This window comes from Burkholderia sp. LAS2, assembly GCF_018417615.1.
Taxonomy (GTDB): domain Bacteria; phylum Pseudomonadota; class Gammaproteobacteria; order Burkholderiales; family Burkholderiaceae; genus Burkholderia; species Burkholderia sola.
This window is the reverse complement of sequence record NZ_CP071054.1, coordinates 1,126,183-1,138,913: the sequence shown is the minus strand read 5'-3', so window position 1 is coordinate 1,138,913 and position 12,731 is coordinate 1,126,183. Positions and strand designations below refer to the sequence as shown.

The 12,731-nt window shown below is 62.3% G+C and carries 8 protein-coding genes; all 8 read left to right on the top strand.

The window, feature by feature from the left end; all coding sequences use genetic code 11:
* Nucleotides 1–70 precede the first annotated feature (70 nt).
* The 8 genes from JYG37_RS34075 (at nucleotide 71) to JYG37_RS34040 (ending at nucleotide 12,692) form a co-directional block, all read left to right on the top strand.
* Entirely contained in the window at nucleotides 71–613 is a 543-nt protein-coding gene (locus JYG37_RS34075) for a hypothetical protein (protein WP_124557703.1), read from the top strand.
* Nucleotides 614–1,770: 1,157 nt separating this feature from the next.
* Nucleotides 1,771–2,727, top strand: coding sequence for an ornithine cyclodeaminase family protein (locus JYG37_RS34070; RefSeq protein WP_249746098.1), 957 nt, complete (start codon nucleotides 1,771–1,773; stop codon nucleotides 2,725–2,727).
* A 68-nt stretch (nucleotides 2,728–2,795) separates the two neighbouring features.
* On the top strand, nucleotides 2,796–4,103 hold the full coding sequence (locus tag JYG37_RS34065; protein WP_249746097.1) for an alanine racemase: 1,308 nt from the start codon (nucleotides 2,796–2,798) through the stop codon (nucleotides 4,101–4,103).
* Nucleotides 4,104–4,106: 3 nt separating this feature from the next.
* Nucleotides 4,107–5,144, top strand: a complete 1,038-nt coding sequence (locus JYG37_RS34060) for a cysteine synthase family protein (protein ID WP_176016960.1) — start codon at nucleotides 4,107–4,109, stop codon at nucleotides 5,142–5,144.
* Nucleotides 5,141–6,517, top strand: a complete 1,377-nt coding sequence (locus tag JYG37_RS34055; protein WP_050018217.1) for an MATE family efflux transporter — start codon at nucleotides 5,141–5,143, stop codon at nucleotides 6,515–6,517. The genes JYG37_RS34060 and JYG37_RS34055 overlap by 4 nt, the downstream gene beginning before the upstream one ends.
* 1,030 nt (nucleotides 6,518–7,547) lie before the next feature.
* Nucleotides 7,548–8,324, top strand: a complete 777-nt coding sequence (locus JYG37_RS34050) for a helix-turn-helix transcriptional regulator (protein WP_235356336.1) — start codon at nucleotides 7,548–7,550, stop codon at nucleotides 8,322–8,324.
* 12 nt (nucleotides 8,325–8,336) lie between these two features.
* A complete protein-coding gene (locus JYG37_RS34045; protein WP_050018218.1) occupies nucleotides 8,337–8,585 on the top strand; it encodes a hypothetical protein in 249 nt (82 codons plus the stop codon).
* Nucleotides 8,586–8,666: 81 nt separating this feature from the next.
* Entirely contained in the window at nucleotides 8,667–12,692 is a 4,026-nt protein-coding gene (locus tag JYG37_RS34040) for a DUF3683 domain-containing protein (RefSeq protein ID WP_332371627.1), read from the top strand.
* The last annotated feature ends 39 nt before the right edge of the window (nucleotides 12,693–12,731 follow it).

Here is a 12,731-nt window from a genome sequence, read left to right as displayed (position 1 = left end):
GTCGCGGCAAGGCATGCGACCAGCCGCACGAACGCGGCCCGCAGCAACAACGTCTTTGGGGAGAATGACCATGAACAAGATTCGTACGATTCTGCTGGGTGCCGCTCTGACGGCGATGGCGACGTCGGCTGCATTTGCACAGACGGCCCAGACCGGCGCCCAGGGTTCCGCAGGCGTCGGCGCGCAGGTCCAGACGCCGCTGCTCGGCGGCGGCGTCGGTGTGCAGGCTGGCGCCGGTGCGAATGCGGCAGGCTCGGGTTCGGGCGCGGGCAATGTCGTCGGCGGCGCGCTGAACGGCGTCGGCCAGACGGTCGGCGGCGTGGGCTCGGCAGCCGGGACGGCGGTGGGCGGCGCGACGCAGGCGGTCGGTTCGGCGGCCGGCGCGACGAAGGATGCGGCGGCATCGGCCGTGCACACGACGAAGTCGCACGTGAAGCACGTCGCCGCCTCGGCGAAGAGCCATGCCCAAGGCGCGGTGTCGACCGCAGGCGACGTCGCGGGCGGCGCGAAGGCGAAGGCCGGCGAAGCGCTCGAAGGCGCGACGAATTCGGTGCAGGGCGGTGCGTCGGTCGGCGTGAAGGGCTCGGCGTCGGCGCAAGGCGGCGCGCTGTAACAAGCAGCACGCATCCCGTCACGGCCCGGCCCGCTTCGTTGCGGGCCGGGTTTTTCTATTGAGGAACGCGATACGTCGCGCACGGAGCCTCATGTCGAAACGCGGGGAAACGATGCATCGATATTGATGTGGATTGCGAAGAATAATAAGCGGCTGGTCGACTGAACTGGCACGCAATGCGGCCCGCAGGCGGTTCCCCAAACCGCCTACCGCGGAAAGCCCGGCACCGTAACGACATATCTCCCCCGAACGTTTCGGCAGCCCCCGATGCAGGGCATTTTTTCTCCCTCAACAAACCGATTTTGCTTTTCTATACCGCCATCGAGCGGCTAGCGGCCTCAATTTCACTTTCATGATTCAATGACGGCCGCCGTAAATGCATTCGCAATAATGAAATAAAGTATTTGCAAGGAAAGTGGAAGCTAGTTTATAAATACGAGCGATTTGTATTTTCTCTACCGGTCGCAACCATCGACGGTGACGGAACGCCCAGATGGTCGTGACACGGTTCGCTGCGCCTCATCATGTGCGCGCGTTGTCGCGACATGAATGCGCCTGCCAGGCAGCTATGCCGACGTGAGGGAATCCCGTCGAAATTGCTGAACTCGTCAGCCCGCGCCTGGTGAATATCAGGCGGCACACGGCATTTTCGTTATCGAAATGCTGATTATCTGATCGGCGTCAATCGCGAGCCATATTGTGGTTCTCGATGATATTAATGTGGCTTTTTTAATCAATTTGATTCGGATTGCATAATGATGGAATTGTATGTAATAAAAAAAGAAATGATTGCCGATCCAATATTTTGCTCCGTGATCTGCATTTCGGAAGGAAAGATTCCATGATCAATACGCTGCAGGCATGAAGCACCCGCAGTAATTGAACGTGCCGCCAGCCTCCCGGCGCATCCGCCCTCATGTCGAGCGCGCGATTCGCAGTGGCAACGCAGCCGAACAAGCATGTGCGATCTGGCGCGTCGGTGCCGGTCGCGGCACGTCAATCTTCAAGTCAACCTGCACGACGTGCGCGGCAGGCCCGTTCGATACGTGAAATCCGGTGAGACACAAGTGAATACGATGATATCCACGATGGCTGATGGCGCTGAACCCGACGCGGACGTTCGACCGCGGCTCGCAACGCAACCCTCGAGACTCCTTGTGCTTGGCAAGCGCACGATCGACGAGCTCGACTACGACCCGTCGATGGTGCTCGATGCCGTCGAACGGGCATACCTTGGCCTCGGTACCGGCGAATCCGACAATCCGCGCAAGCTGATGAGCCAGCCCGCGGACAAGCATTCCGTCGCGTACTCGATGCTGGGTCGAGACGGTGGACGCAGAACGGTCGGTTTCAAGACGTCGTATAAGTTCGATCCGGAACACAACCGCGAACTGCAGAAGTACTACACGACGTTGTTGCTGTTCGACGACGAAACCGGCATGCCTGTCGCATTGATGGACGGCAGCCTTGTCGGATCGCTGCGCACGCCGGCGGTGTCCGCCCTGATCGCGCGTGCGGCCGCGCCGCGGGCTCGAACGGCGCTCGTCGTCGGCACGGGGACGCAGGGGCGGATGGCGGCGCCGTTCCTGCTGACCGCATTGCCGGACATCGAGCGCGTGATCGTACACGGCCACTATGAGTCGGGAATCGATGCTGTCCGCAAGACGTTGAAGCGCTTTCATCCGGGCCGTGACATCGAAGTATCGAAGGATCTCGCCGCCTCCGCGAACGCAGCGGACATCGTGCTCGGGGTGGCCGGCGTCGGCGTATCGGAGAGCGTGCGGCACGCGGCGTTGAAGCCGGGGGCGCTCGCGCTTCTGGTCGGATACGGCATTCACGCCGACGCGCTGCATGGCGCCGATTACCGCATCGCGACGAGCGAGGCCCAAATGCAGGTGACCGGTGCCGATCTCGCGGACGAAGCCGGAAAACTGCCTGCCGTCGATGCGGAGTTTCCGGACATACTGCTTGGCCGCAAGCCTGCGCGGCGCAACGATGCCGATATCGTTTACGCGTTCAACAGCGGCATGATCGTGACCGACATCGCGCTGGGGCGCGTGCTGGCCGACGCCGCGCTGACGAAAGGGCTTGGCCGGGAAGTCGAGCTATGGTGACGGATATTCCGCGACTGCCGGCGTTGTGGGATCCGCTACTGCGGGATTTCGTGGACGAGCATCAGGCGATGATCCACGATCTTGTCCATGGCTTCGACGCGCCCGTTCATTTCCTGTTTCCCGAACGTTTCGCGCACAATGTCGCCGAATTTCGGCGCGTACTGGACGATCGCCAGGTGTCCGGGCGCATTTACTACGCGAAGAAGGCGAACAAGGCGCGATGCTTTGCGCATGCGGCGGCAGCATCCGGGATCGGCGTCGACGTCGCAAGCACGGGCGAGTTCTCGGAAGCGTTGGCTGCGGGGGTGTGCGGAGCCGATATCGGTGTATCCGGCCCGTCGAAGTCGCGTGCGCTGCTGCGGCTCGCGGTTTTGCACGATGCGTTGATCGCCATCGACAGCGACGAAGAACTGAATCGGCTGATCGCGATCTCGGAACAGGCGAAGCGGGTTGCACGCATTCTGTTGCGGATGGCGCCGGCGGCACGCAACGATAGCCGATTCGGTTTGAGTGCCGACGCACTTCGCGTTGCGCTATCGACCTGTGCCGCGACGCGGGCGTCGCTCGTCCTTGAAGGGTTCTCGTTCCATCTGTCCGGTTACAGCGCGACGGAGCGCTGCAATCAGGCCGCGATCGCGATGCGTGCGTGCTTGGCTGCGCGCGAACTCGGTCTTGCGCCGCACACGATCAACATCGGTGGCGGCTTCGCGATGTCGTACGCGAGCGAGCGCGACTGGCACGCATTCCAGCGTGCGCACCGGGCGGACGATTACCACGCCAACAAGGTATTCGACGGATTCTATCCATATCACTCGGCCTGCAGCGGCGCGCAGATGCTCGATGCGATCCTGGCTGGTACGCCTGGTGGGGAATCCGCATCGCTCGCCGAACTGCTTCGCGAGCACGGCCTGACGATCATGCTGGAGCCGGGGCGGGCGCTGCTGGATCAGGCAGGGTTCACGGCGTTTGCCGTGCAAGGCGTGAAGGACTGCGGCGACTATGGCATCGCGACCGTCAACGGCACGAGCTTCAGCGTGTCGGAGCAATGGTTTGCCAGCGAATTCCTGCCCGATCCGGAACTGCTGAGCGTCGTGCGCGAGCCTTCGCGATCGCCGCGCACGGACATGCCTTATCGCGCCTGTGTCGGCGGGGCGAGCTGCCTCGATTCGGACATGCTGACCTGGCGCAAGATCGCATTCGGGCAGCGCCCGGAACCCGGCGATCTACTGATCTACCCGAACACGGCCGGCTATCAGATGGATTCGAACGAATCTTCATTTCACGAGCTGCCGCTTCCCCCCAAGCTTGTCTTGACACTTGACGGCGCGCGGCCACGCTGGCGCGTCGATCGCCTCTTCCAGCTTCCGGGAGCCTGACCAATGAATGTGCGTTTTATGGGTGAGCAAGCCACGATCACCGTCCCTGCGATCGTGTCGAAGGTATCGGATCTTGTCGGCCGCACGCCGTTGTTCGAATTGATTCGCGGCGCCAACGGCGCGCGCATCCTGCTTAAACTCGAATCGACGAATCCGACCGGCAGCGCCAAGATCCGGATGGCGAGGCAGATGCTCGACGAAGCGGAACAGGACGGCAGTCTGCGGCCGGCCGGACACGTGATCGAATCGACGTCCGGCAATACGGGCATGGGGCTGGCGCTGTTGTCGGCCGAGCGCGGCTATCGGTTTACCGCGATCGTGGACAGTCACGCGTCGAAAGACAAGCTGCGCGCGATGCAAGCATTCGGCGCAAAGCTCGTTTGCGTGAGCGACGGCGACACGATCGCGACGGCGGACCGCGACGCGCTTGCCAAGCGCATGGCAGCCGACGATCCGGACAGCATCTGGACGGAGCAGCACAACAATCCCGCGAACGGTAACGGTTACCGCGGGCTGGCACATGAACTGCGCGACGTCCTCGGCGACCGAATCGACTTTCTGGTCGGGTCGGTTGGCACCGGAGGCTCGCTGTTCGGCACTGCACGAGAACTGCTCGCGACGGGCCCGGCGCCGCGCGTCATTGGTGTCGAGCCCGTCGGGTCGATCGTGTTCGGCGGCGAAGGCGGATCGTATTATCAGTCCGGCACCGGGACGCCGCCCGGCGCCGAGATCGGCGCGTTGGTCGACTATGCGTTGCTCGACGAAGGCCACAAAGTGACGGACGCGGCCGCCTTCAATACGGCACGCTATATCGCACGCAAGAAGTCGCTGCTCGTCGGCGGCTCGGCGGGCAGCGTCATCTGGCACGCGTTGAAGATGTTCGATTCGCTGCCGGCGGGTGCTACGCTCGTGGCCCTGGTCTGTGACGGCGGCGAAAAATACCTCGACACGGTGTTCGACGACGACTGGATGCGAGCGCGAAATCTGCTCGACGAGTCGATTGATCAGGAACTCGAATCGATATTTTCCCGCGCCGCATGAAAGTTCATCGACAAGTCTGGCTCGATGCCGCGCAAATCGGCGTGCTGGCCGCTCCTCTGATCCTTACGCAGCTCGCCCAGGTGGCGCTGACGACCACCGACATCGTCATGATGGGGATGCTTGGCCCGCGCGAGATCGCCGCTGGGGGGCTCGCGCTGACGATCTTCAACCAGTTCCGGACGATGGGAACCGGACTGGTGACGGGAACCGGCAACCTCGTCGCGTTCGCGAACGGTCAACACGCGCATGCCGACATCATGCGGCTGGTGCGCTCCGGCTTTGCGCTGTCGACGCTCGCGGCACTGGCGTTTGCATTGATGATGCTGTGTATCGAAATGCCGCTTGTCTGGCTCGGGCAGGATCCGGACGTTGCGCGGCAAGCCTCGTTCTATCTTGCGGCGGCCGCACCGGGCATATTGCCGTGTCTGTGGTTTCAGGTGCTTCGACAATATACCGTCGGACTGCGCAAGCCCGGGCCGCTATTGGCGATCACGATCGTATCGATCGTCGTCAATGCGGCGCTCGACTACGCGTTGATGTTCGGCCGGTTCGGCTTTCCGAAGCTCGGCCTGATCGGTATTGCGTGCGCAACCAGCAGCGTGTACCTGCTTTCCTTCATCGCGTTTCTGACGATCGCCAGGCGCCGGCCGGAACTGTCCGAACACTTGTCGCTTGCCGTCTGGCGCGCCGATGCCGATACGTTGGCGCGGACGTGGCGGATGGGTTTGCCGATTGCGGCAACCTATGGATCGGAAGCTGCGTTCTTCACCGTCCTCACGCTCGTGATCGGGACGCTCGGCGCCGATGCGCTGGCTGCCCAGACGATCGTGAATCAGGTGATCTACATCGTGTTCATGATTTCGGTCGGTTTGTCTCACGCTTCGTCGATCAGCATCAGCCATGCGTGTGCGCGGCACGACTATCGCGGTGCGCGTCGACTCGGCTATACGGGGCTCGCGCTGGGCGTCGTGACCATGTTGATCGTTGCGCTGCCGTATCTCGTTGCGCCCACCCGCGTGCTCGCGCCATTTCTCGATAACGGCGTGGCCGCGAGTGCCGAAGTCCTGCGCCTCGCCGGTGGGCTGCTGACGATCGCGGCGCTGCTGCAGATCTTCGATTGCAGCCAGAACATCGGCGTCGGCATTTTGCGGGGCCTCGGTGACGTAACGAGTTCGTTTCGGATATCGATCGTCGGATACTGGTTGATTGGTCTGCCGATCGCCTGGGCGGCCGGTGTGATGCTGGGATACGGCATCTACGGCATCTGGAGCGGACTCGCCATCGGGCTTGCGGCCACGGCATCGATGCTGCTGCACAAGTTCGAGGGCCGCCTTCGCGCGATGACGAAGCGGACGCAAGACGGACGTTCGTGAACGCGACGAAGCTTCCAATGCGCACACCGGTGCACATCGGGCACCGGAATTTCCTGAAATACCGGCCGGCATTGCATCGAACGCGCCACGTCCGCTCGTCTCGCCAGCGGCGGAATGCCGGCCGAATCCCCGACTGCCCGCAGGTGTTGTCGTTGATGGACGTCGACGTATCTTTGTCCGCAACCGTACCCGGTGCGCGGCATGGTCGTCGTAACCGGCCTCATACGGCGTATTCCGCTTTGGGGACGCACAAGCGGTGACGGTCACTGCTCATGATTGCGCTAATCGTATGCCGACGAGATGCGTCGGTGGAAAGTTTGCGTAGTCTGCCAATTTTTCTAATTCGGCCGATCGATGGCCGCAAGAGCGCGACAAATATAACGGCATTTGAAAGACATGATTTGATCGGCCGGATTTCTTGAATTATCGAAACGGTAATTGATTGCGGTGGATTCGGGGGATGTGAATAATGCCTCGCATTATACGAGGGGGTGAAATTGATGTCGGCTGATTTGTAAAGTTTTCTGGCGTCCTCGGGTCGGAATTGTGACAAAATGCCGCACTTCGCCGGATTGTTGAAATATTATGCGATATAAAATAGTTTTTATGCAATCAAACCGCCATTTTTTCGCGTAATACAAAAGAAAGGTTCATTACATATTTTTTTCGGAAAGTAATGTTTCTGTCTTCTGTCCTCCGATATACTTGCGCAGCTTCAAGTTTAGAGCGCGGAATCTAGACAGGTGGCCCGTACAGTGAACTGTTTCAGCCATTGGCAAAGTAAATAATTCAGATGTTAATGGTCTTGCGTAATTGGTTTGTATTCCTCGTGAGTACTGGTTATCAAAACATGGTTCGCGAACGATGGCGGCCTAGACGTTGCCATCGGATACTGTCGCAGTGCTGGCGCGTAGAAAGCAAGCGGCGTTGGATTGCCCGTCCGGTACGGCCTTGAAGCCTTGGCAGATATTCGGCTGCCGGAGCATGTCAACGAATACGAATCTTGTCTTTTCAATAAGGGCCCAGAAAATTGGAGACCTTTTCTCGCATCATTGGCGAGATTCTTCGTCCCAACGGTTTGACCGAGGGGATCGATCAACTCGCGGAAAAAATCGGACGCGTGATTCCGTTCGACAAGTGTTTGATTTTGCACGGCGGAAGCGGCGATACGGCTTCTCACGGGCTGATATATCGCTATGGGGCCGCGAGCGACGCCGGAACCCGGCGAGGCGTGACTTTGTTTGGTCCCGGGATCGATATCGATCGATATCTGAGTTGCTTCGCGTTGTCCGATCGTCAGGATCATACGTTTCGCTGGCGCGATCTCGACGGGGAAGCGCCGCAACGCGATGCGCAGGTCAACGATGTCGCGTCATACATGCGCGGGCGGGGTGTGGTCGCGTGCATCGGCGCTCCACCCGGTGATTCGACGGCCATTCGGACCGTTTTGCAGCTGAAGTGCGAAGACACGACGTTGCATTCGGCGTTGCTCGTCAGTCTCATCGCCATGCATTTGCACGCAGCGTTGACCCAGAAGATTGCGAGGCAGAACCGGGAAGGCGCGCAACCGTGTGCAGCGGGTCTCGAGCCGGATGCTTGCGAAAGCGCGAACAGGATTCAGTTCACGAGAAAGGAATCCGATGTAATCAAATGGGTCGTCGAAGGCAAGACTGCGTGGGAAATCGGCCGGATCCTTTCGATGTCTGAAAGAACGGTCAAGTTTCATCTGACGAACGTCTATGAGAAGCTGCGTGTGTCGAATAGAGCGCAAGCGGTGGCGAAGGTTAGCCGTCTGGGATTGATCTAGGAGAGTTCGGGAATGTCTTTCAAGGAAAAGGTCAAGGCATTTGTCGCGCGTCACGGGTTGACGTACAAAGCCTATATTTTGTCGATTCTCTTTCTGCCGCCGGCAGCACTTTATATCGCATGGAAGCGACCGGGCTTGCCGATCCCGGGCCGTGTCTTGCTGTGCGTGACCGGCGTGCTTGCGCCTCCGTTGGTCGGTATCGCCACGGCGATGATGCTGAAAGGCGCATTCGATTTGATCCGGACCGTCATTTCCGTTTAGTTTCCCTGCTGATTGCCGAATACGATTCCGCTTTTCCGAGCGTGGTTCTCGATCGCTTCATCATTCATTTCATAGACGCCAATGAATGCCCGACTGCCAACCGTACAATTGCTGGAGCGTATTCGGGCAATAGCAGGATTGCATGAACCGTCGCGCAATATTCCGTATAACTACACGTCGTTTTCCGATCGCGAGATCGTGATCCGCCTGCTCGGCGAGGACGCGTGGGCGGTGCTCGACGAACTGCGCGCCGAGCGCCGCACGGGCCGCTCGGCACGGATGCTCTGCGAAGTGCTCGGCGACCTCTGGATCGTGCGCCGCAACCCGTACCTGCAGGACGACCTGCTCGATAACCGAAGGCGTCGCCGGTTCCTGATCGCCACGATGCATGACCGGCTGTCCGAAATTGCAAGGCGCCGTCGGGTGAGTGTGAGCGGATGGTACGACGACGCCGGCCGCGAACGCGCGTCGCGCGTCGAGATGCTCGAAACCGCCGCGCAGCGCGCGGTCGACGAATTCGCCGACGAATTCGACAAGATGGCCGAGCTGCGTCGCCGCGCGACCAAGGCGCTCGGCCGCTGCACGCAGAAGGACAACATCCGCTTCGACGGGCTGTCGCGCGTGTCGCACGTGACGGACGCGACCGACTGGCGCGTCGAATACCCGTTCGTCGTGCTGACGCCGGATACCGAAGCCGAGATCGCCGCGCTGATCAAGGCGTGCTTCGAGCTCGGCCTGACCGTGATCCCGCGCGGCGGCGGCACCGGCTACACGGGCGGCGCGGTGCCGCTCACGCCGTTCTCCGCGGTGATCAACACCGAGAAGCTCGAACAGCTCGGCGCGGTCGAACTGACCGAGCTGCCGGGCGTCGCGCACAAGGTGCCGACGATCTTCTCCGGCGCGGGCGTCGTCACGCGCCGCGTGACCGAGGCGGCCGAAGCGGCCGGCTACGTGTTCGCGGTCGATCCGACCTCGCTCGACGCGTCGTGCATCGGCGGCAACGTCGCGATGAACGCGGGCGGCAAGAAGGCCGTGCTGTGGGGCACCGCGCTGGACAACCTCGCGTGGTGGCGAATGGTCGACCCGGACGGCAACTGGCTCGAAGTCACGCGCCACGAGCACAACCAGGGCAAGATCCACGACATCGCGGTCGCGCGCTTCGAGCTGAAGTGGTTCGACGGCGCATACGCGCCCGGCGAGAAGCTGCTCAAGACCGAGATGCTCGAGATCGAGGGTCGCCGGTTCCGCAAGGAAGGGCTCGGCAAGGACGTGACCGACAAGTTCCTCGCCGGCCTGCCGGGCGTGCAGAAGGAAGGCTGCGACGGGCTCATCACGTCCGCGCGCTGGGTGCTGCACAAGATGCCCGCGCATACGCGCACCGTCTGCCTCGAATTCTTCGGCCAGGCGCGCGAGGCGATCCCGAGCATCGTCGAGATCAAGGACTACCTGTTCGAGACGTCGAAGCAGGGCGGCGCGATCCTCGCGGGCCTCGAGCACCTCGACGAGCGCTACCTGCGCGCGGTCGGCTACGCGACCAAGAGCAAGCGCAACGCGTTCCCGAAGATGGTGCTGATCGGCGACATCGTCGGCGACGACGCCGATGCGGTCGCGCAGGCGACGTCCGAAGTGATCCGGATGGCGAACGGCAAGAGCGGCGAAGGCTTCGTCGCGGTCAGCGCGGAGGCGCGCAAGCGCTTCTGGCTCGACCGCAGCCGCACGGCCGCGATCGCGAAGCACACGAACGCGTTCAAGATCAACGAGGACGTCGTGATCCCGCTGAACCGGATGGGCGAGTACACCGACGGCATCGAGCGGATCAACATCGAGCTGTCGCTGAAGAACAAGCTGCAGCTGGTCGACGCGCTCGAGGCGTTCTTCAAGGGCGGCAACCTGCCGCTCGGCAAGACCGACGACGCGAACGAGATCCCGAGCGCCGAGCTGCTGGAAGACCGCGTGCAGCAGGCGCTGGAGCTGCTCAAGCGCGTGCGCGCGCGCTGGGAATTCGTGCGCGACCGGCTCGACCAGCCGCTGCGCGAGGCGCAGCACTACCTGGTGCAGCTCGGTTACGAGGCGCTCGCCGAGAAGTTCGCCGATCGCGCGGACGCGCAGCCGGGCGCGACCGTGTTCCACGTCACGCAGGATCGCACGGTCCGCATCTCGTGGAAGCAGGAGATCCGCGCGGAGCTGCGCGCGATCTTCAACGGCGGCGCGTTCAAGCCGATCCTCGACGAAGCGCAGGCGATCCACAAGCGCGTGCTGCGCGGCCGCGTGTTCGTCGCGCTGCACATGCATGCGGGCGACGGCAACGTCCACACCAACATCCCGGTCAACTCCGACAACTACGAGATGCTGCAGGACGCGCACGCGTCGGTGGCCCGCATCATGACGCTGGCGCGTTCGCTCGACGGCGTGATCTCCGGCGAACACGGGATCGGCATCACGAAGCTCGAGTTCCTGACCGACGACGAGATCGCCGAATTCCGCGCGTACAAGCAGCGCGTCGACCCGAACGGCCGTTTCAACAAGGGCAAGCTGCTCGACGGCGCCGATCTGCGCAACGCATACACGCCCAGCTTCGGGCTGATGGGCTACGAGTCGCTGATCATGCAGCAGTCCGACATCGGCGCGATCGCCGATTCGGTGAAGGACTGCCTGCGCTGCGGCAAGTGCAAGCCGGTGTGCGCGACCCACGTGCCGCGCGCGAACCTGCTGTACAGCCCGCGCAACAAGATCCTCGCGACGTCGCTGCTGGTCGAGGCGTTTCTGTACGAGGAGCAGACGCGCCGCGGCGTGTCGATCAAGCACTGGGACGAGTTCAACGACGTGGCCGACCACTGCACGGTGTGCCACAAGTGCGCGACGCCGTGCCCGGTGAAGATCGACTTCGGCGACGTGACGATGAACATGCGCAACCTGTTGCGCAAGATGGGCAAGAAGAAGTTCAACGCGGGCAACGCGGCGGGGATGTTCTTCCTGAACGCGACCAATCCGCAGACGATCAACCTCGCGCGCGGCGTGATGATGGGGGTGGGCTACAAGGTGCAGCGCTTCGCGAACGACATGCTGAAGAAGGTCGTGACGAAGCAGACGCAGCACCCGCCGGCGACGACGGGCAAGCCGCCGGCGGTCGAGCAGGTGATCCACTTCGTGAACAAGAAGATGCCGGGCAACCTGCCGAAGAAGACGGCGCGGGCGCTGCTGGACATCGAGGACAACAAGATCGTGCCGATCATCCGCAACCCGAAGTCGACGACCGTCGATTCGGAAGCGGTGTTCTACTTCCCGGGCTGCGGCTCCGAACGGCTGTTCTCGCAGGTGGGGCTGGCCACGCAGGCGATGCTGTGGGAAGCGGGCGTGCAGACGGTGCTGCCGCCGGGCTACCTGTGCTGCGGCTATCCGCAGCGCGGCTCGGGGCAGTACGACAAGGCCGAGAAGATCGTCACGGACAACCGCGTGCTGTTCCACCGGGTGGCGAACACGCTGAACTATCTGGACATCAAGACGGTGGTGGTGTCGTGCGGCACGTGCTACGACCAGCTGGCGGGGTATGAATTCGACAAGATCTTCCCGGGGTGCCGGATCATCGACATCCACGAGTTCCTGCTCGAGAAGGGGATGAAGCTCGACGGGGTGACGGGCACGCGCTACATGTATCACGACCCGTGCCATACGCCGATCAAGACGATCGACCCGGTGAAGCTCGTCAACGAGCTGATGGGCGCGGAGAAGGACGGCTACAGGATCGAGAAGAACGATCGCTGCTGCGGGGAGTCGGGCACGCTGGCGGTCACGCGGCCGGACGTGTCGACGCAGGTGCGCTTCCGCAAGGAAGAGGAGATCCGCAAGGGCGCGGCGAAGCTGCGTGCGATTCCGGTGGTGGCGGGCGATGCGCCGGCGCCGGCCGCCGCGGGCGCGAACGGCCCGGACGTGAAGATCCTGACGAGCTGCCCGTCGTGCCTGCAGGGGCTGTCGCGCTACAACGAGGACGCGAACCTGGAGGCCGACTACATCGTGGTGGAAATCGCGCGCCAGGTGCTCGGCGAGAACTGGATGGCCGATTATGTCGCACGGGCGAACCATGGCGGGATCGAGCGCGTGATGCTGTGACGCAATGACCTCGCAAACAAGGCGGGCGCAACCGGTTCC